Here is a 20,253-nt window from a genome sequence, read left to right as displayed (position 1 = left end):
GATGCTTCACCGTCATCCCGAGTGAAGCGACCCATTCGGCACGCGCAGGGCAAGCCTGACGACCCTCCCCCGTCATCCCGAGCGGAGTGAGCCTGCACCCACCCTCGTCATCCCGAGCGGAGTGAGCGTGCGAACGCAGTCGAGGGATCTTCCTCACGCCACAGAAGGAGGAGATCCCTCCACTTCGCTCGTGCCTCGCCGCGGTCGGGATGACGGAGGGTGTGCTCGTTCCTCGCGGAGCTTGCCCTGCGCGTGCCGAACGGGGTCGGGATGACGACCGGTACTGAGCGACTCCGTGATTGACACCAGACGAGCCACCGGCGGCTCACGGCGGTCGACCGCTCAGCCGAGTGATGGTCGTCGCACGTGCGGGCCGCTGGGGGGGCTAGCTGCAGGGGCGCGCGGTTCCGCCGCCGGCCGCCGTGTCGAAGGACTGACCGCAGGCGCAGTTCTTGACGGCGTTCGGGTTCTGCACGACGAAGCCGCCGCCCATCAGCGCGTTGACATAGTCGATCTGCGCGCCGTCCACCTGGGGCAGGCTGAACTCGTCCACGACCACCGTGACGCCGTCGATGCTGTACGCGGTGTCGTCGTCGGCGCGCTCGTCGTCAAGCTGCATGCCGTAGGAGAAGCCAGAGCAGCCGCCGGGGGTCACGTAGACCCGCAGCGCCTTGTTGGGATTGCCGTCCTTTTGGATGATCTGCTTGAGCTGGATGACGGCGTTGTCGGTCATGGTGAGCATCTGTCTGGCCCCTGGATCGGAAACTCCGACCAATTTTATCAGGAATTCGGGTGCGCAGGGAAGCTGCACAATATGTACTCTTTTGGAGTACAATAGCTGAGGGGTGACGCTCTCGATACAATCTCCCCCGCGGGCTGGCCGAGCCGGCCCTGTCTGGAGCCTATCATGTCTCCGTCCCGCAACGTGCAGCGCCCCGGTCTCCTGACCGACATGTACCATCCGGACTCGGCGTATGTGAGCTGGCGTGCGGGGCTGAACGGCCTGACCACCTTCGAGCTGTTCGCGCGGCGCGCCCCGTTCGGCGGCGCCTTCTTGCTGGTGGCAGGGCTGGAAGCCGCGCTGAACTTCGTGCGCGACTTCCGCTACTCCGAGGACGACATCGCGTTCCTCGACCAGATCCGCGACTACGATCCGTCCTTCCTGGACGAGCTGCGGCAGCTTCGCTTCACGGGGGAGATCGTGGCGATGCCGGAGGGGTCCATCGCCTTTCCGCACGAGCCGCTGCTGCGCGTGACCGCGCCCTTCCGCGAGGCGCTGCTGCTGGAATCGGGCCTGCTCCAGGCGGTCAACCTCGCCACGCTGATCGCCACCAAGGCGTCGCGGATCGTCTGGGCGGCTCAAGGGCGGCCAGTCTCCGAGTTCGCGCTGCGGCGGGCGCAGGAGCCGTTCGTCGTGACCAGGTCTGCGCGGATCGGCGGTTGCTGGAGCACCTCGTTCCTGGCGGCGGCGGCGCAGTACCGGCTGCTGGCCAGCGGCACCATTCCCCATGCGCTGGTGCAACTGTTCGACGACGAGCGGCAGGCGTTCTCCGCCGTGGCCGAGACGTTCAATCGGTACACTCTGCTGGTGGACACCTACGACGTGCCGCGCGCCATCCAGACGGCCATCGCGGTGGCGCACCAGTACCGTGAGAGCCACGGGCACGTGCTGGCCGCGGTTCGGCTGGACAGCGGCGATTTGGCGGCGCAGAGCGTCATGGTGCGGCGGATGCTGGACGAGGGCGGCCTGCCTGAGTGTCGCATCCTCGGCAGCGGCGACCTGGACGAGTACAGCATCGCGGAGCTGGTGGCGAAGGGCGCACCGTTCGACGCGTTTGGCGTCGGGACCAGCATCGGCGTGGGGGCAGGGTCGGTCGAACACGACATCGAAGGCGGGTCGCTGGGCGGCGTCTACAAGAACGTGGCCTACGTTGATGACGAGGGCCGAACCGTCCCGAAGGTGAAGGTGGCCGGCGACAAGACGACCCTTCCCGGCGCGAAGGAGGTCTATCGTCGCGGCGTGTTCCAGGAGGACGTGATTCAACTGGCCGACGAGCCGGCCCCATCCGACGGCAGCGAGCGACTGCTCAAGCCGGTCATGCGCGGCGGGCGGATGGTGCCTGGGAGCCTGCCGCCGCTGTCCGAGATCTGGGAGCTGGCGCGGCGCAACCTCGAACGCCTGCCGGCCGAGTATCGCCGCCTGACCGACCCCGAACGGTACCCGGTCCGCTACAGCGAGCCGCTCCTGACCCTGCGCGACCGCGCCCTGACCGAGTTCGACAGCCTGCGGTAGCGCCGCCCCGGCCGTTGCACCCCCAGGCTGAAACGCTGGGCAATGTCGAACGGGTGACAGCCGGCGGCCTGCCTGGGGTGCTACCATCGCGTCCGCGCCTACAGGTAGGGGTTGCAACGGCGCGCGGACTGCCCGGACGTGCGCCGTGGCAGCAGGCGCTGGCCGTCAACTGAGTGAGGGCCGACGGGGGAGACGGCTCGACGGCGACTTAGCTGAACATCGGCCTGTACCAGTTCTGCCTGGACGCCGACGATACTACGTCCGGCGATGTGCAACAGGCGACGTTCGAGATCTTCGACGGCAGCATCCACCACGACAACGGCAACACGAACAACAACAGCAACGAGAATCACGACGACAATGGCAACGCGAACGACAACGACGACGACCAGGGCCGAGGCCGGCCCCACGAGCAGCGTCCCGATCGGGACTGGCTGCTGCCGTTGATCTCACGCCCATCCTCGCGCTGGCTGACCCTCTGGGTGCTTGCAGCCGGCGCGTTCGCCGTCAACCTCGACATGCGGGCCATCGTGCCGCTCCTGCCGAGCCTCTCCGCCGATCTCGGCGTGAATGTGGCGACGGCAGGATTGGTCGCGACAGCCTACATGCTGCCCTACGGCGCATTCCAGCTTGTCTACGGGCCGCTGGCGGATCGGTTTGGTCGACTGCCGGTGGCTCGCGGCACGCTGTTGGTGTTCGCCCTCGGCACCACGCTCTGTGGCCTGGTTGGCTCGTTCGAGACACTGGTCGTGATGCGCTTCCTGACCGGTGCCGTCGCCGCCGCCTCCTTCCCGATGGGCCTCGCCTACGTCGGGGACGCCTTCGAGTACCGCGACCGCCCCGGCGCGATCTCGGTGCTGATCACCAGCAGCGCCGTCTCCCAGCTACTCAGCCTCTCGCTGGGCGGCATCCTGGCCGGGTTCGTCAGCTGGCGGGCCATCTTCTACCTCGACGGCGTCATGGCCTTCCTCATCGTCCTGGCGCTGTTTTGGGTGCGCGGGGCGGAGAAGATCGGGCCACGCACCAGCATGCTCGAGGGCTTTGGGCAACTGCTCGGGGCCGGCTGGCGGCTGGTCGCGATCCTCCTGGCCTTTGTCGAGGGCATGTTGCTGATGGGCGGCATGACCTTTCTCGGGGCCTACCTGCGGGATCGGTGGGGGCTGTCGTATGTGGCCATTGGGCTGTGCCTGGGCGTGTACGGGGCCGCGCTGGTGCTCTCCGGCAAGCTGTTGCCGTGGGCGGCGCGCCGTTTCGGAGAGAGCAGCCGCTTCGTGTTCGGCGGCGTCTCCAGCGCGCTCGGGTATCTGCTGATCTCGCTGGTCCCGAGCTGGGAGGTCGCCACGGTCATGCTGATCCTGCTCGGGTTTGGCTGGACCGGCGCACACGCCGTGCTTCAGGCCCGCTCGACCGAGATCCTGCCCAGTGCGCGCGGAACGGCCATCGCCGTGTTCGCCTGCGGGCTGTTCACGGGCGGCTCGGTGGGGACAGCGGTGGTCGGCGCGGGCATCAACGTGCTGGGGTATCAGCAGGTGTTCGTGCTGCTGGCCGGTGCGTTGCTGCTGTTCACCGCTGGTGGGTGGGCCGGCCTGCGCCGCGTGTCGGCCGCCACCTCTCGCTGACGCGCACTCGGGGCGATCGCATGTACGCTGGTGCTCCCAACGCATCATGGAACGGGCGGTCGGGGCTTTCAAGCCCCGATCACGACGCGCGCCGCCTTCATCAAGCGATTGCCCTGGATGCTCGCTCATGGGGACAGACATCCGCCCGCTGTGGCCTCCTACAATCCATGGTGCGCCCACGACGGGAGGTCTGCATGTCCGAAGTCGATACGCTGACCGCGTTCGTCACGGCGGTCGTCGTGTGGGTGGCCGCGCTGATGACGCCCGGGCCGGACTTCGCGGCGACGGTCCATGCCTCGGTCGGTGGCTCGCGTCGTAGCGGCCTGGCGGTGGCTGGCGGCGTGACGGTTGGCATGGTTGGCTGGGCTGTGGCGAGCCTCTTCGGGCTGCACGCGCTGCTGCTGACGTTTGAGAGCCTGTCTACGGTGTTGCGGCTCGCCGGCGCGGCGTATCTGGCCTACATCGGCCTGCGCCTGCTGCTCTCGGCCTGGCGCAGCGAACATGCTGAGACCGGCGGAGCAGCGCCGCGCTCGACGGTCGGGGCGTTTCGCTACGGACTCCTGACCAATCTCGCCAACCCGAAGGCGTTGGCCCTGTTCGGGAGTCTCTTCGCCGTGCTGGTGCCGGCCGATGCGCCGTCGTGGTTCACCCTCAGCTTCCTGGTGACCATCGTCGGCACGACCCTCACCTGGTACGTGCTGGTGGCGCTGACAATGTCCACCCGGGCCGTGTCGCGGGTGTATCGGCGGGCCGAGCGCGGGCTGACGGCCCTGACGGGCGCGCTGTTCGTCGGGGTGAGCGTGCGACTGGCGGCCGAGTCGTAGGGCAGGCGGGGCTTTCACGCCCCGACGAGGCTGCACGATGCCGTCATCGTGCGGTTGCCCTCACTCCCCCCACTCTCCGCGCCGACGTGGGGTCGGGGGTGAGGTACTACGCGCTGGCGCCGGTGACATCCCTGAGCGCCATCAGCTCTGGACGCACCTGCTCGGCGGCGGCGCGGCCACGAGCCACCATCTCCTGCCAGTGCTGGTAGTGGTAGGTCGTGCGGTAGCCGAACGACGGCCGGATCAGCACGTCGACGGGAGCAGCGTCGAGCGGCTGGCTGGCATGGTGCAGGATGCGCGAGACGATGCGGAGTCGGCTGAGGTCCGCCGGGGCACGACGAAGCTCCAACGCCCGCACAACCCCTCGCGCCGCGTGCCGAACCACCGGCAGCTTGAACAGGTGGCGAACGTGACTGGACGCGTCCACCGCCACGATCTGCCGCGCGCCAAGCTGCCGCGCCAGCCCCAGCGGCAGCGCGTTGACCAGTCCGCCGTCGAGCAGGTACGCCCCCTGGTGGCTGATCGGCGGGAAGAGCAGCGGGATCGAGCAACTGGCGACCAGCGCATCGACCAGGAGGCCGTCGCGGAAGACGAACGGTTGGCCGTCGAGCACGCTGGCGCTCACCACCAGCAACTCGCGTTGCAGATCGGCGAACGTCCGATCTCCGAAGATGGTCTGGATCGCTTCGCGCAGGCCGGCCGGGTCCGCGAAGCTCTGGCGGCCCGGGCGGGGCCGGAAGACCGACCGCACCCGCATGGCCCGCGCCAGCTCCAACATCTGGTCAGGCGTGAAGCCGGCCGCGTACCCGGCCCCGACGATGCTGCCCATACTGACGCCGACGACCAGATCGGCCGGCAGCCGCAGCTCGTCGACGACCTGGAGCACGCCGATGTGCGCGAACCCGCGCGCCCCGCCGCCGCTCAGCACCAGCGCCAGGTCGAATCGCTGGGCTGCTGGCCGGTCGCTGGTGGCGGGCGCGGGCGCGAGCATACGATCCTCCGCTGAGTCAGGCCGGGTCGGCGTAGTCGGCGTCGGCGATGCGGACCTCGCGACCGGTCCGACCGGACTCCTCGACCGCCAGCATCACCGCGACGATGTGCCGCGACCACTCCGGCGTGACGGCCAGCTTCGCGCCCGTCGTGATGCTGTCCACCATCCGCACGAACTCGGCGACGAACGGGTTGACGCGCTCGACAGCGCGCTCCTCGTAGTCGCCGTTCCCTGCGACCTGGAGCCGATTGCTGTACGAGTCGAACTCGATCATCCCGTCTGTCAGGAGTATCTCGACACCGCACTGATCCTTGCCACGATTCTTGAAGCCGGCGTGGAACAGCGAGACGTTCAGCCCGTTCTTGAGCTGCAGGTAGGCCGCCGAGGCGTCGTCGGCTGCCGCGTTGTGGATCGGGTTGCCGACCCAGCCCTTGACGGCGACGACGCCGCTGCCGAGCACCCAGCAGGTCCGGTCGATCATGTGCGCGCCGTTCATCAGCCACATGCCGCCGCCGCGCGCCCGATCCACGAACCAGGGCGGGCGGGACTCGATGCCGAACGCCTTGCTCCAGACGTCGCGGGCCATGATCGGCGCGCCCAGCTCGCCGGAGGTCACCAGGCGGCGCGCCTCGACCGTCGTGGCGAAGAAGCGCTGCGAGTGGCCCACGAAGACCTGGACGCCGCCCCTCCGGGCCGCCGCCATCATCGCGTCGCACTCTTCGAGCGTGTTGGCCATCGGCTTCTCGACGAAGACGTGCTTGCCGGCCTCCAGCGCCTCGATGCCGATCTTCGCGTGCAGATCGTTCGGCAGCCCGAGCATCACCGTCGCGATGTCCTTCCGCTTGAGCATCTCGCGATAGTCGGCCAGCACCTCGCAGCCGTACTGCTCGGCGATCGGCATGGCGCGCCTAGTGTCCGGGTCTGCGATGGCGGCAAGGTGGGTGCGCTCGTCGGTGGAGACGGCGAGAGCGTGCTGAGGTGCGACGCGGCTCGCACCGATGATGCCGACGCCGAGTGTCGCGACCTGGGTCATCATGTCCCCTCCTGAAGGAGTGTCGGATTGTACTCCCAGGAGGACGCATCGCTGAGGGTTGTTCCCGAAACCGCCAACAGGAAGACGCGCCTCGGTCCCTCTCAGGACCGAGGCACGCCTTTCGCCGCTGAGCTGGTACGAGGGGCGGCTACCGCTCGCCTTCGAAGGCCGGCCCCGTCAGTACCTGTACCCACTGCGCCGGCCGTGAGCCGTCCTGGCCACGCACGCAGAACCAGAGGGTGCAGACGCGCTGGTTGTCCTTGAGCGCCATCAGGTCGCCGTCGTTGCCGCGCCGTGGCAGGTACGGGGCGACCAGCGAGGGGGCGAACGCCGTTGGCGCGACGGTGCGCCCGTCGAAGAACGCCGTGCCGGCGTCGGCCGGCACCAGCGTGACCTGCGGCGTGGCTGGATCATTCGCCTGGAAGACGCCGCCCCGGCTGCCGGGAAGGCGTCCCTCACCGTGGACGCCAGCCGTCGTGGCGCCGTAGCCATGCACGCCGGTCGGGCCGTCACCGACGACGCCCGTGCCGATGCCGTCCGCCGCGCCGTAGACGCCGGTATCCCGGGTCAGCATGAACGAAGGGATCATCGAGTCGCCGGCCAGCCCGACGACGCCGGCCGCTACCGAGCCGTTTCGCGGAGTTGGCACGCCGCCACGGCCCAACACGCCAGGCCCTGGAAAGAGCGGTCCGCCGGCCGCGCCAGCCGGCGACATGGTCAGCGTGGATTCCGCTCCCTGGCCGTAGACGCCGACGCCGGCCGTCTGGCTGAACGGGGCAACCGGCATGCCCCGGCTGCCAGCCACGCCGATGACACCGGCGGCGTGCGGCAGGCGGTCTGTGTTCGGATCGCTCTGACGGCCGCCCTGACCGACGACGCCCGGCCCCGGCGGAATCGTCGGATCGAACGTGGGCGACGGCTCGCGGTCGCCGCCGATGCCATGGACACCGATGCCGCCCAGGCCGCCCTTGCCGTCCAGACCACCATTCTCCGCGCCCGAGCCGACGCCGAGCACCCCGGTGCCGGCGTTCCCGCCGCCCTGCCCGACTACCCCGACGCCGCCAGGTGCGGCGTACGGAGCGAACCTGCTGAAGCCGCTCCCGACGATGCCGTTGACGGCGTGGAGTGGCGACCACTTGCCCGGGTCGTCCGCCCAGTCGTCCGGGTCTTCGACGTCCTGCGAGACGCCGACGAACAACATCGCATCGCCCTGAAAGTCGTCGGGCTCGTCTGGGTCCGGCTGCTCCACCCAGAGGGTCGTCATGTGGTTGGCTCGGTTGACGCGTCCGGACACCAGATCTTCGTTGCTCTCGGTTGCGCCGCTCACGGGGGCCTCCTGCGTGTGACGATACCGTCACCTGAACTGCTGCTCGACCGACCGACTCGTCAGGTCCGGGCTTCGGAGAGAAGTCGCCTGACCTGCATCGAGCATCTCAGGTTCTGGCCGCCGTGGCTGTGGCGCAACCGTCAGCTACGGTGTTCGAGAGATAACCCAAAGCGTCGCGGGAATGGTGCACGTGTCTCGCGTCGTATCGTTCCTGGGGCGCAGAGATGTTGGAGTGGATCGGCGTGCAGCCGCGTCGGGGCCTTCAGTGGCAGCCCGCGCCGATCCTCAGGCGCGAGCCGGGGTGAAGTCCTCGATCTCGTAGCGGTAGCCCTGCTCCGTCAGGAACAACTGGCGATGATCGGCGTACTCCTGATCGACGCTGTCGTGGCTGACCACGGCGTAGAAGTAGGCCTGTCCACCGTCGGCTTTCGGGCGCAGCACCCGGCCGAGCCGCTGGGCCTCTTCCTGCCGTGACCCGAACGTGCCCGACAGCTCGATGGCGACGTTCGCCTCGGGCAGATCGATGGCGAAGTTGGCGACCTTCGAGACGACGAGCCGCCTGACTTCGCCGGAGCGAAACTGGTCGTACAGCTTCTCTCGCGCGCGGTTCGGGGTCTTGCCGGTGATGATGGGCGCCTTGAGCACGTCCGAGACGGTCTCGAGCTGATCGAGGTACTGTCCGATGATCAGGACGTGATCCTTCCGGTGCCGCTCCAGCAGGTGCAGCATCGCCAGCAGCTTGTCGGGATTGGTGGCTGCGACACGGTACTGCTGGCGCGTTTCCGCGCTGGCGTACTCCATTCGCAACCCGCGCGACATCGGCACTCGGACCTCGGTGCAGACAGCCGGGGCGATCCAGCCCTGGGCCTCCAGGTCTTTCCAGGGGGCGTCGAACTTCTTGGGGCCGATCAGCGAGAAGACGTCTTCCTCGTTGCCATCCTCGCGGATCAGCGTGGCAGTCAGCCCGAGCCGTCGGCGCGATTGGATCTCCGCCGTGATACGGAAGACCGGGGCCGGCAGCAGATGCACCTCGTCGTAGACGATCAGCCCCCAGTTCTCACGGGTGAACAGGTCCAGGTGCGGATAGGTGTCCTTCTGCCCCTTCGAGCGGGCCGTCATCACCTGGTAGGTCGCCAGGGTGATCGGGCGGATCTCCTTCCGCTCGCCGGTGTATTCGCCGATCATGTCGGGCGTGGCCGACGTCCGCGACAGGAGCTCGCGCTGCCACTGGCGGATGGCCGAGATGCCCGTACACATGATCAGCGTGCTGGTCCGGGCGCGGGCCATCACGCCCAGGCCGATGAGCGTTTTGCCAGCACCGCAGGGCAGCACCAGGACGCCGCTGCCGCCGCGCGGGCCGCCACCGCTCCAGAAGGCGTCGATGGCGTCTCGCTGGTAGCCGCGTAGCGCGAAGCTGGCGGTTCCCCTGGCCGTGTGGCCGTTGGTCGATTCGAGCAGGTCGAGGGCGAGCGGCGAACCGTCCGCGTAGCCCGCCAGATCCTCGACCGGCAGACCGGCCTTGAGCAACGCCTGCTTGAGCCGGCCGCGCTCGCCGACCGGCACCAGCGCACGGCGCTCGTCCTGCTGCTCGCCGAGGTGGGTGCTGAGGCGGGCGTTGCGGCGCACCTGTTCGAGGATGTCTGGCTCGTCGGTCTCCAGCGTGAGACCGTCCGGACCGTGCATCAGCCGCAGCCGTCCGTAGCGTCCCATCAGGTCGCGTACGTCGGCCAGGACGTTGCCAGGGATGTCGTACTTCGAGTAGGTCTGAAGCGTATCGAGGACGGACTCGACGGACAACCCGGCCGCGCAGGCGTTCCACAACGAGAGTGGAGTGACCGCGTAGGTGTGGATATGCTCGGGGCTCTTGCGTAGCTCTGCGAAGCCGGCCAGCCGGTCCCGGCACTCACCGAAGAGTGGATTGTCTACTTCGAGGAGCAGCGAGCGATCCGCCTGAACGATCAGTGGCCGGTCCGGCCGGTACCCGATGCTCATCTGCGCGGCTTCTTTCCGTTGCGAGGCCGTCCGATCATCATGTCCAGGGCCTGGATGAAGTCCAGACGAGTTTCGTCTGACTCATCGAAGGGATCGTACTCGTCATCGTCGAGCTCCGAAGCAGGTTCGCCAAGCTCGATGCGGTGGATCTTCAGGAAGTCGATTTCGACGTCTCGGCCGGTGCTGACGAGTTCGGCATGGAGCTCATTCGAGTGCAGATCGATGGGGAGCATCTCGTCGGTCTTCTGCTTCCCAGCCGAACTGTGGGTGACGTAGATCACTCGATCTTCGTGTTCTGCCTGCCGTACCAAACGCCTGATCTCCTTCGGCGCGAGCGGGCGGCTGTTGATGACTTGCAGCACGCTCTTCCCGGCGGGACTGGGCGTGACCTTCTTCTCGGCCTCGGCCCGCACCGGCAGATGGCCGGCCTTTCGCAGCGCGGCGATCACGTCGTCAGGGCTGTTCCCCTGCACAAAGGCGACGCCCGGCACGACGTCCACCCAGGCGAGATCCTTGAGCTTGGCGTTTCTTCGAAGCTCGTCGAGCAGCTCCGGCACGTCCGTCTGAACGAACGTCGACGCCGCTCCGACCTTGATCCGACCGTAGCGCGCCGACTGATCGTCGATCAGGCGCTCGATCGTGGCGGGCAGCGGGACACGTGAGCCTTGGGTCAGCTTCTCACGGATCTTGGCCGGCGTCAGCCCCTCGTTCAGCGCGCGACTGATCGACTGCGCCGAGATGCGAAACACGGAGGCGCCCTGGTTCGACTCAAGATTGGCGATCTGCCAGAGGTCGACCAGCGCGTCGATGTGCAGGTTGGGTGGGGCGACGATGGTGCGGTCTGGCTGGACAATCCAGGAATCCTCCCAGGGCGGGAGGGCCGTCGATGAGACCTTCGGATTCGGATCGACGGCGGCATACATGGCGGACGGAAACATGACCGCGTCAACGCCATCGGCCGTCGTCCCGTGCACAAGCACCAGCCGCCCGAGATCGTTCTTGACGACCGGATAGGGCGTCCCCGACAGACCCACAAGCTCGGGCTTGAAGGTGATGGGCCAGGTGAACTGCGACCACGCCTCGACGGACGCAGCGGTCACCCAGGTGTCGGTGGGCATGCTTTTCAGGAGGAGTAGCACCCGTGCGAGCGGGCTGTCCGTAAGCTGGTACAGGCCGCCCCGGTCCAGCACAACGGTATTGACCGACAGCAGTCCCATGAGGACGCGCTGAAACAGTTGCTTCGGCGGCCCGTCTCCCAGTCTGGCGGCGGTGACGGGTGGCTGGGCCAGCGATCCCGGCCGGCCGGCCGGGGTCAGCAGTCCGCTGGCGTTCGCCGCGAGCCAGAGCTGTGCCAGGTACGACTCGTTGGAGTTGCCGATGAGCTTGCCGAGGGCGGTCAGGCTGCGCTTGTACGGCTGTCCATCCTGCCTCCACTCGCATTGCCCCGTCGCCACGAAGCCGACAAGATGGCCGAGGTCACGCAGAAACGGCCCGATGTTGGGGCTATCGCTCGTGGCAACATCGGCTGGCTCAAGTCGCGGCGGCACGAGCGCGACTCCATCCAGCGAGCCTTCGCCCGAGAACGCCGAGCGCACGTCGGCCGGGATGAAGTATGAGGTCGGGGTCCAGTAGGCGTTGTACTGTGCGTCTCCAATCAGGAGGGCGCAGCGCATCAACTCAGTGACTGGATCGGGCGTCTCATTTTTCTGGGCTCCGAGCCAGATCGCATCCACGGTCCAGTATGCTCCGCCGTAGTAGTAGTGGCCAGACGGCTTGAAGCGTCCGTGCAGCTCATCCAGCGTGATGGCTGAACGCCGCTCGACGATCTCCGCAAACAACTGCTGCGCCCCAGCCGACAGGCTCCGAACCAGCGCTCGACACCGGTCGGGATCGGTCAGAAGTGCATTGAGGGCGGCGACGCGGTCGTCCTTGCGCGTCGGCGCATTGCGGATGCCCGCCGACGAACACATCCGTCCGACGACGTCGCTGTTGAGCGGCCTGAGGCGGTCGATGAGCTTCCGTTGCCGCGCCGACGGCAGGACCGCGACGGCCGCCGGATACGTTTCGACGTAACCGCTCCTGGCATCGGCCTTGAAGTCGAGCAGCCCCATCAGCCGTTGGTCCTGAAGCAAGGTCAGCAGGAGGTCGTCGGGAACGCGCCCCTTCAGGTCCGCAAGCAGGTCTGACCAGGACGCGCGGAGGTTCGGTCTGGTGGCCAGCCAGTCAAGTATCTGGATCTGGGCGACGCCCAGCTCGGCCAAGGCGACGATCACCGATGATGGTGTGGAAAGCGCCTCGGTGAGACTCTTGTCATTCGAGCGGAAGGACGGGGGGACGTTGCGCCGCTCGACGAGCGTGGCTCGCTCGCTCGCAGTCATCCGTCTCAGCAGGTCTGAAAGCTGCACGGTCCGTACACCTCCCCGTCAGTCGCCGAGGCACCCCGACAGTTGACTCTATTGTGACAGAATGGTAACCCTGCGCCTGCGTACAGTTCGCTTGTTGGGACACGGCGGGACGCGGCGCCTCGTGTAGCGCCTCCGAAGCATGGTATCGTCCCGCCACCCGGATGTCAGGGCCGATGTCCGCATGATGCTGGAGCGCGCACGTGCCGATCATCGGTCTGTTGAAGGCGAAGACTTACCGCGACTCCGTGGCGCTGATGGTGTTGAGCAGCGCCCTGTCCGAGACCGCTGGCGTCGTGCAAGCGTCGGCCATGATGGGCACGCCGGCCAACCTGGAGATCATGCACGCCACGGGCCTCCTGACGCCTGACTGTGCACGGGCCGGGCCAAACGACCTGTGCATCGGGCTTGAGGTTTCCGACGCTGCCTTCGCGGCGTCGGTGCTGGCCGAGGCTGAGCGTCTGCTGGCCGCTGCTGGCGGATCGGCCGGCGGCGCGGGGGTGGGCGGTTCGACCGCGCGCCAGCCGAGGACGCTGCGGTCCGCTGCGCGGGCGCGAGCGGATGCCAACCTTGCGTTGATCTCCGTGCCGGGCGAGTACGCCGCCCTGGAGGCCCGAGCTGCGCTGGCCGCCGGCCTGCACGTCTTCCTGTTCAGCGACAACGTCTCCCTGGCAGACGAGGTGGCGCTCAAGCAGGAGGCTGCTGAACTCGGGCTGCTGGTGATGGGGCCGGACTGCGGGACTGCCATCGTCGGCGAAGCGCCGCTGGGCTTCGCGAACGCCGTCCGCCGTGGCCCGATTGGCGTCGTCGGATCGTCTGGGACCGGGCTGCAAGAGATCACCAGCCAGATCCACCGCCTGGGGGGCGGGGTCTCTCATGCGATCGGGACGGGTGGCCGTGACCTCTACGGCGCTGTGGGCGGTCGAACGTTTCTCGCGGCTATCGATGCGCTGGCCGTCGACCCGGCTACGCAGGTGCTCGTCGGGATCGCCAAGCCGGGCGATGCCGCCGTTGAGCGCGCGGTGCTCGACCGGCTGGCCGCCACGGGCAAGCCGTCGGTCGTCTACTTCCTCGGCGGGGCCGATGCCGCCGCGGCGACCTCCCGTTCGGTGACCCTTGCCGTCGATCTCGAGCACGCGGCACGGTGCGCCGTGGCGTTGGCGAACGGCGAGCCTCCGCCACCGCCCCCCGATCCCGACGAGGCCGAGGGCGTGGCCCGCCAGATCGTGATGGGCCTGTTGCCGAAGCAGCGCGCCGTGCGCGGGCTGTTCGCCGGCGGAACGCTGGCACAGGAGGCTGCGTCCGCCGTCAGCCGGGCGCTGGGCGTCGCCTCGCTGGCCGATGGCGCGAGCCGAGCGGGCGAGGTGCTGAAGATCGGGCCGCACGGCATCCTCGATCTCGGCGACGACGCCTACACGCGCGGCCGGCCGCATCCCCTGATCGATCCACGCCTGCGAAACGCCGAGCTGACCGCCGAGGCCGCGCGCGACGAGGTCGGGCTCATCCTGCTGGACGTGATCCTCGGAACCGGCTCGCATGCCGACCCGGCCGGTGCGCTGACGCCGGCCGTGCTCGATGCTCGCGCGATGGCCCAGGCGCGCGGCGCGTCGCTGGAGATCCTGGCGTCGCTGTGCGGCACCGAAGACGATGCCCAGGGGTACGGTCGGCAGCGGGCGCTCCTGGAGGATGCCGGGGTGCGCGTGGTCCGTTCGTCGAGCCTGGCGGCGGCGGTGGCCGGGCGGGTCGCCGCGCTGCTGGCGGAGGTGGAGGGGTGAGCGGCGATCTGACGACAAACGCGGCGAGCCGCCTGCTGGCGGCGGGGCCGCGCGCCATCAATGTCGGCGTCGGGCAGTTTGGCGACGCCGTGCGGCCCTGGGATCCGAACATCGTGACCGTCGACTGGCGGCCGCCGAGCGGTGGGCCGCTGGTGCTGGAGGCGTTGCGGCAACTGGCGGAGCCGGCCACAGCCGCCCGCATCGAGGCTGCCAACGCTCGTGTGGTCGCCGCGCTGATGGCGGCGCGCCCCTATCTGGTGGACGTGCGCCCCGCCCGCGATGTGGTGCCCGAGCTGCGAGATCGCGTGCTGCTGCACGCCGGGCCGCCGCTGAGCTATCCCGATATGACCGGCCCGATGCAGGGCGCGGCTGTCGGGGCGGCGCTCTACGAAGGGTGGGCCGAGACGCCCGAGGCGGCCGAAGCGCTGCTGGCGTCGGGCGGCGTCGACTTCCTGCCGTGTCACCGCGCGGGCGGGGTCGGGCCGATGGGTGGCATCACCTCGGGCACGATGCCGCTGCTCTTCGTGGAGGAGCGCACGAGCGGCTGGACGGCGTTCTGCACCTTCAACGAGGGCGTGGGACGGGTGCTGCGGTTCGGAGCGAACGGCCCTGAGGTCATCGAGCGGCTGCGCTGGCTGCGTGACGTGGCTGGCCCGGCGCTCGGGTCGGCGCTGCGCCAGGGAGCGGGCGTCGATCTGCGGGCGATCATGGGTCGCGCGCTGACCATGGGCGACGAGATGCACCAGCGGAACATCGCGGCCACGCTGCTGCTGCTCCGAGAAGTCGCGCCGCTGCTGGCGCGGGCCGGCCTGCCGGCCGACCAGCAGGCATCGGTGGTGCAGTTTATGGGCCAGACCGACCAGTTCTTCCTGAACGTTGCGATGGCCGCGTGCAAGGCTATCGCGGATGCTGCGCACGCCGCGGGCGCTGAGAGCAGCATCGCGACGGCGCTCTGCCGGAACGGCGTCGAGTTTGGCGTGCGGCTCGGGGCGACCGGCGACCGCTGGTACACCGCGCCCGTCAACACGCCGAAGGGCCTGTACTTTGGCGGCTACACGGCAGCGGACGGCAACCCGGACATCGGCGACTCCGCGATCACAGAGACAGTGGGCGTCGGGGCGTTCAGCATGGCCGCCGCGCCGGCCGTGGTGCCGTATGTCGGTGCGGGAGGCTTCGGGGACGCCATCGCGATCAGCAACGAGATGCTGGAGATCACGGTTGCCCGCAACCCGGACTTCGCCATTCCGGCCCTGGACTTCGGCGGCGCACCGACCGGCATCGACGTGCGGCTCGTGGTAGCGACGGGCATCGAGCCGATCATCAACACCGGGATCGCGCATCGACAGGCTGGCGTCGGGCAGGTGGGGGCGGGCACCGTTCGTGCGCCGATTGCCTGCTTCGAGCAGGCGGTGGTGGGACTGGCGCACGCCCTCCGCTGACCTCTGCAATCGACCCCGGGCGCTGCGCGGACGCCGTGACGTCAGCGGTTCAGGTCCGAATACGATGCTGCCGCGTATGCCACCTGTGTACGATCATCAGAGTCCGCACGAGGTGGCACGTTGATTCTCCGTTTGCTGCTCATCTTTGCGTTGAGCATCCTGGTTACGGGCTGCGGCGGTGGCAGCGACTCCGCTGCCGCGACACGCGTCGTCAGCAGCCCACCTACGCCGGCCGGCTCGCCCGCGCCTTCCACCCCCACGGCGATGATCGCACTGCTCGCGCCGACAGCCAGTCCGCTGCCCAGCCCCTCGCCGGTTGTTGTGGCCGGAAGTCCGTCACCAGTGGCCGCCGCGAGCCCGGCCGCCATCGCCCCGCCGGCCAGCCCGGCCGCTGCCTCGGCGCCGGCCAGCCCAGATGCGAGCCCAGTCGCGGCGGCAGGGGTCTCGGCCACTGCCGTGGCGGCGGGCAGCGCTGGCGTCGCCCGCTATCAGATCGTGCAGGACAAGTCTGAAGCCCGCTACCGCGCCCGCGAGACGTTCGTGAACCAGCCTGGGCTGGCGGAAGCTGTGGGCCGCACGAACGAGATCGACGGCGACATCGTCATGGACGGCCCGGGCCAACTGCGCGGTCAGATCGTGGGTATGCGCATCGACCTGCGGACGCTCGTGAGCGATCAGACGCGTCGTGACAACTTCATCAAGCAGAACACCCTCCAGACGGCCCAGTTCCCGTACGCGGAGTTCCGGTCGAACGGTCCAGCCGGCCCGGGCTCGGTCCAGCCGGGGCAGGAAGCGACGTTCCAGATTCCTGGGGTCATGACCATCAAGGGGCAGGAGCGTCCGATTGTCTGGGAGGCCCGGGCAAAACTTGACGGAACGACGCTCGTCGGCGTAGCGACGGCCCGCATCAAGCTGACCGATTTCGGGCTGGAGCCGCCGCGCCTGGCGATCCTCAGCGTCGAGGACGAGATGACCTGGGAGATCGACCTCGTCGCCGAGCTGGATGTCTGAGCGTTTGACGCGAGCCTACGACGAGCCGGGCAGCAACGGGATATTGGCCATGTAGGCCAGCCCGAAGCCGATGGCGGCGCCGGCCACCAGCAGCAGCAGCAGGACGATGAGGAGCGTCAGGCCACCGTTGCGCCGCGCGCGCGGCTCGCTGGGCAGCGGGGCGAGTTGTTGCGGCGTGGGCCGCGCCGGCATCGGCGACGGCGCCGTCGGAGCGTCGGCGGGGACGGCAGCCGGCGGGTAGGGCGTGGTCGGCGGTGGCGGGACCGGCAGGCCCGGCGCCGTCGGCATCTCGGACATCGACGGATCGTAGGCGACGGATGCTGGCAACTGGTTCGTCGGTGCGAGGTCTGGCCGCTCGGCGCGGACCGTCTCGAAGGATGCGTCATTCAGAGCCGGGATGCCGCGCGCCGTGTCAGTCTCGTCGCGCTCGTGGTCGCGCACCCGAGCGACGACCAGCGAGATGTTGTCCGGGCCACCTCGGTTGTTCGCAAGGTTGACCAGCGAGGCCACCGAGTCGGCGGGCCGCAACCGCTGCACGTAGGCCAGGATCTCATCGTCGCTGACGAGTCCGTGCAGGCCGTCCGAGCAGATGACGACGAAGTCGCCGGGCGTCAGCTCGGCCTCGTAGGAATCAACCTGGACATCGGGGCGTAACCCGAGCGCCCGGGTGATGATGTTCCGGCGAGGGCTGACACGGGCCTGCTCGCGCGTCATGCGGCCGGCCTCGACCTCTTCGGCAACCCACGAGTGGTCCCGTGTGAGCGGCCGAATCGTGTCGCCGTGGACGATGTAGGCGCGGCTGTCGCCCACGTGCCCGACCACCACCCGGTGCTCGAAGAGGACGGCTGCCGTGAGGGTACTGCCCATGTGATCGCGGCCCGTGGCCCCGGCGCCGGCCTCGAAGACCTCGGAGTTGGCCTGCACGACGGCCAACCGCAAGGCCTCCATCGGGTCCATACCGTTGGTCTCGTAGAAGAGGCGATGCGCCACCTGCACGGCCAGCCTGCTGGCCTCTTCGCCGGCAGCGTGGCCGCCCATGCCGTCGGCCACGGCGCAGAACAGCCCCTTGCTCGACGCCAGCGCGCTCTCGGGCGGCTCGCAGAGGACGCTGTCCTCGTTGCCGGTCCGGACCCGCCCGACCACGGATAGCTGCCCGACGTCGATACGCGGGCCGTCGGTGGCCGCGTTGACGTACTCTCCTGGCCGATCGGTCACTCGTGCTCCCTGTCAGGCGTCTGCCCGCGCAATTCCCGTCCAGGCTCAGCAGTGTGAGGCTGACGCCCGCGTCGTTACACCGAGTATAGGTTGCCTGTCGCCGTTCCTACTAGCAACTAGGTGACACTCCCAGGGGGATTGCACGTTGATGTCGTCGTGCGGCGGCGTCGGGGCTTGAAAGCCCCGCCTACGATCCTGCAGTCGCTGCGCGACGCTCCAGTCGCACCAGTGCCTGCCGTTCCCGACGGCCGTCGCGCAGCGACGGCATGACTGTAGGCGGGGACTTCAGTCCCCGACCGCCCGTTCCATGATGCATCGGGTACACCAGTGAACATGCAATCGCCCTGGTGACACTCCCGACCGCCTGAGACGTGGCCGTATACTCCCGGCCGCGATGTCCGATGCCATCCACCAGCGGGTGACGCCCCCCGTCGCCGCGCCATCCGAGCCGCACGCCGGCCGTGCCGTGTCCACCGTCCGGCGGCGCGTTGTGCGGAGCGCGGTGGCGCGCCTGTTTGGCGCGTGGCCCGAGATCGCGCTCGGGGTGCTGGCCTGCGTGCTGTACCTGCCCATCGTGTCCCGGGTGCTGATCCTTGGACCGGACGCCGTCGAGTATCTCGACATTGCGCGGCGGCTGGCGGCGGGCCAGGGTTTCCTGCTGGGCGTCAAAGCGTTTCACTTTGGCGGCACGGACGTGCTCCATCACGGGCTGGCCGAGCGCCCTCCGCTCTTCCCGATCCTGGTCGCGCTGCTGCTGAAGTTGGGCTTCGAGTCGGTGGCGGCGCAGGTGCTCAACGCCGTACTGAGCGGGCTGTCGGTGACGCTGGTGGCCCTGATCGGGCGGCAGCTGTTCGGGCGGGAGGTCGGGGTGCTGGCGGCGCTGTTGACCATCGTGACGCCACTGGTCACCGAGCGCATGCTCTGGCCGATGACCGAGGCGCTGGCGATCGGCCTCTCGTTGCTGGCGACCTACCTGATGATGCAGCGCGTCGAACGGCCATCGGTGCGGACGTCTGGCCTGGCCGGTGTCGTGCTCGGGCTGGCCTACCTGACCAGGCCGACGGTGCTGTCGTTGGTCGGTGCGTTGGCGGTGACGGCGATGATGCTGGCCGCCCGGCGGCGCGACGTCATCCGACCGCTGCTGGCCTACGCGGCCGGCGTCGGCCTCTCGTTCGTTCCGATCTCGGCCTACAGCATCGTGACGCGCGGCTCGCTCTTCTACTCCGGACAGACCTACCTCTACGCGCTCTACAAGGATCCGGAGGTCATGGAGTTCGGCTTCCAGAAGCCGCTGCCGACCGCCGCGCAGTTCATCTCTGAGAACAGCGCGCTGGTGCTGCGGACGATAGGCGAGACGTTCTCGTCCTATGCCTACTTGCTGTTCGCCGAGTGGGAGCTGATGCTGCCGTTGGCGCTCGGCTGGCCGATGGTCGTCTGGGCGCTGGCCCGGCGCGAGTACCCACGCGCAGCCGTCGTGCCGCTGGTCGTCGCCGTCACAAACTTCGCCTTCTACGGTCTGACGTGGTCCACGTTTCAAGACCGCTATCTGCTGCTGACGATGCTGCTGCTGTTCCCGTTTGTCGTGGACGGGCTGCGGCGGCTCCGACTGGACCGTCTGCCGCTTCCGACACCTGGACGAGCAACGGCCCGGCCGGGGCCACGACTCGGGCTGACCCATCTGATCGTCGTCGGCGCGTTGGTGCTCTGGACCCCGCATCTGATCCGGCAGTATCGCGGCGAGTTTCGCTACGGCGAGCTGCCCGTTGGAACGCGCAAGGATGAGGGGCTGGTCTGGACTGCGCCGCCACGCTGGGTCCGCGACGGCGACCTGATGCGCGTCGTCAACTGGGTCAATACCCGGACGGAGCCGCTGGCCGTGCTGGCGCACGCGCAGCCGTGGCCATTTACCTACTTCACGGGACGCCCCGCCACGCTGTTGCCGGTGAACCTCGGGCCCGACCGGCTGCGTGAGCTGTTGGTGAGCTATCAGGTGGACTACGTGCTGCTCGACGGACGTGACCGCGAGCGCCGTCGCTACCTGGACATGCTCGAAGACCTGGAACCGGCGGGCGTGACCGATGTCAGCCTCGGCGCGTACCGCATCTTCGACGTGCGGGCGTTGCGTCGGCAGCCCTAGAACAGACGGGCTGCCGGCGTCCGCGCCGGTCCGGCGCAACGCTTTCAGAGCAGTTCGAGACCAGGTGGACCGGTCACGATTAAATTATGGCAATGACCCTGGGGGGTGGTATCCTTGGTCATCCCCGAAGCGCCGCGATTTCCCTGGTGCGGTCGTGTCTCCGCTCCGCCCAGGCTGCCCGTGATCTCCCGAGTC

The 20,253-nt window shown here is 68.6% G+C and carries 14 protein-coding genes; 7 read left to right on the top strand and 7 right to left on the bottom strand.

The genetic code is table 11. The annotated features are described in order from the left end of the window. Positions 1-385: 385 nt before the first annotated feature. Positions 386-742, bottom strand: coding sequence for an iron-sulfur cluster insertion protein ErpA (erpA, locus tag IT306_26680; GenBank protein ID MCC7372030.1), 357 nt, complete (start codon positions 740-742; stop codon positions 386-388). 165 nt (positions 743-907) lie between these two features. Between erpA and IT306_26675 the strand changes: the two genes are divergently transcribed. From IT306_26675 to IT306_26665, 3 genes are all read left to right on the top strand, one after another. Continuing rightward, positions 908-2,293: a nicotinate phosphoribosyltransferase gene (locus IT306_26675; GenBank protein MCC7372029.1), complete on the top strand. Its 1,386-nt coding sequence runs from the start codon at positions 908-910 to the stop codon at positions 2,291-2,293. Positions 2,294-2,562: 269 nt separating this feature from the next. Next, on the top strand, positions 2,563-3,912 hold the full coding sequence (locus tag IT306_26670) for an MFS transporter (GenBank protein MCC7372028.1): 1,350 nt from the start codon (positions 2,563-2,565) through the stop codon (positions 3,910-3,912). Between the two features lie 194 nt (positions 3,913-4,106). Beyond that, the gene (locus tag IT306_26665; GenBank protein ID MCC7372027.1) at positions 4,107-4,736 is read left to right on the top strand and encodes a LysE family translocator; all 630 of its coding nucleotides are present in this window, start codon (positions 4,107-4,109) and stop codon (positions 4,734-4,736) included. 106 nt (positions 4,737-4,842) lie between these two features. Here the strand turns inward: IT306_26665 and IT306_26660 are convergent, their stop codons facing one another. The 5 genes from IT306_26660 to IT306_26640 all read right to left on the bottom strand — a co-directional run bounded on the left by IT306_26660 (position 4,843) and on the right by IT306_26640 (position 12,484). After that, a complete protein-coding gene (locus tag IT306_26660; GenBank protein ID MCC7372026.1) occupies positions 4,843-5,727 on the bottom strand; it encodes a patatin-like phospholipase family protein in 885 nt (294 codons plus the stop codon). A 16-nt stretch (positions 5,728-5,743) separates the two neighbouring features. Continuing rightward, positions 5,744-6,763 carry a Gfo/Idh/MocA family oxidoreductase gene (locus tag IT306_26655; protein ID MCC7372025.1) on the bottom strand — a complete coding sequence of 340 codons (1,020 nt, stop codon included), beginning with the start codon at positions 6,761-6,763 and terminating at the stop codon, positions 5,744-5,746. Positions 6,764-6,908: 145 nt separating this feature from the next. Further along, a complete protein-coding gene (locus IT306_26650) occupies positions 6,909-8,087 on the bottom strand; it encodes a hypothetical protein (GenBank protein MCC7372024.1) in 1,179 nt (392 codons plus the stop codon). 285 nt (positions 8,088-8,372) lie between these two features. Further along, complete coding sequence (locus IT306_26645) at positions 8,373-10,079, bottom strand: DEAD/DEAH box helicase (GenBank protein ID MCC7372023.1); 1,707 nt, start codon at positions 10,077-10,079, stop codon at positions 8,373-8,375. After that, positions 10,076-12,484: a helicase-associated domain-containing protein gene (locus IT306_26640; protein ID MCC7372022.1), complete on the bottom strand. Its 2,409-nt coding sequence runs from the start codon at positions 12,482-12,484 to the stop codon at positions 10,076-10,078. Before IT306_26640 ends, IT306_26645 begins: the two co-directional genes overlap by 4 nt. A gap of 200 nt (positions 12,485-12,684) precedes the next feature. Here IT306_26640 and fdrA point away from each other — a divergent pair, with 200 nt between their 5' ends. The 3 genes from fdrA (at position 12,685) to IT306_26625 (ending at position 16,706) form a co-directional block, all read left to right on the top strand. Then, positions 12,685-14,256 (top strand): acyl-CoA synthetase FdrA, encoded by a 1,572-nt coding sequence (gene fdrA, locus IT306_26635; protein ID MCC7372021.1) that lies wholly within the window; start codon positions 12,685-12,687, stop codon positions 14,254-14,256. A gap of 236 nt (positions 14,257-14,492) precedes the next feature. Beyond that, positions 14,493-15,695, top strand: a complete 1,203-nt coding sequence (locus IT306_26630; GenBank protein MCC7372020.1) for a DUF1116 domain-containing protein — start codon at positions 14,493-14,495, stop codon at positions 15,693-15,695. Positions 15,696-15,815: 120 nt separating this feature from the next. Continuing rightward, on the top strand, positions 15,816-16,706 hold the full coding sequence (locus IT306_26625) for a YceI family protein (GenBank protein MCC7372019.1): 891 nt from the start codon (positions 15,816-15,818) through the stop codon (positions 16,704-16,706). A 15-nt stretch (positions 16,707-16,721) separates the two neighbouring features. Here the strand turns inward: IT306_26625 and IT306_26620 are convergent, their stop codons facing one another. Next, positions 16,722-17,921 carry a serine/threonine-protein phosphatase gene (locus IT306_26620; GenBank protein ID MCC7372018.1) on the bottom strand — a complete coding sequence of 400 codons (1,200 nt, stop codon included), beginning with the start codon at positions 17,919-17,921 and terminating at the stop codon, positions 16,722-16,724. A 394-nt stretch (positions 17,922-18,315) separates the two neighbouring features. On the opposite strand from IT306_26620, the gene IT306_26615 reads away from it, so the two are divergent. Further along, positions 18,316-20,058, top strand: a complete 1,743-nt coding sequence (locus tag IT306_26615; GenBank protein ID MCC7372017.1) for a glycosyltransferase family 39 protein — start codon at positions 18,316-18,318, stop codon at positions 20,056-20,058. Positions 20,059-20,253: the final 195 nt, after the last annotated feature.

Source organism: Chloroflexota bacterium, from assembly GCA_020850535.1.
Classification (GTDB): domain Bacteria; phylum Chloroflexota; class UBA6077; order UBA6077; family JACCZL01; genus JADZEM01.
This window is presented reverse-complemented; position numbering and strand designations above follow the sequence as displayed.

Bases quoted from the DNA above. Each gene is read 5' to 3' on its own strand.
- erpA (MCC7372030.1), bottom strand. From the start codon at position 742: ATGCTCACCATGACCGACAACGCCGTCATCCAGCTCAAGCAGATCATC.
- IT306_26675 (MCC7372029.1), top strand. From the start codon at position 908: ATGTCTCCGTCCCGCAACGTGCAGCGCCCCGGTCTCCTGACCGACATG.
- IT306_26665 (MCC7372027.1), top strand. From the start codon at position 4,107: ATGTCCGAAGTCGATACGCTGACCGCGTTCGTCACGGCGGTCGTCGTG.
- IT306_26660 (MCC7372026.1), bottom strand. From the start codon at position 5,727: ATGCTCGCGCCCGCGCCCGCCACCAGCGACCGGCCAGCAGCCCAGCGA.
- IT306_26655 (MCC7372025.1), bottom strand. From the start codon at position 6,763: ATGATGACCCAGGTCGCGACACTCGGCGTCGGCATCATCGGTGCGAGC.
- IT306_26645 (MCC7372023.1), bottom strand. From the start codon at position 10,079: ATGAGCATCGGGTACCGGCCGGACCGGCCACTGATCGTTCAGGCGGAT.
- IT306_26630 (MCC7372020.1), top strand. From the start codon at position 14,493: ATGGCGGCGCGCCCCTATCTGGTGGACGTGCGCCCCGCCCGCGATGTG.
- IT306_26615 (MCC7372017.1), top strand. From the start codon at position 18,316: ATGTCCGATGCCATCCACCAGCGGGTGACGCCCCCCGTCGCCGCGCCA.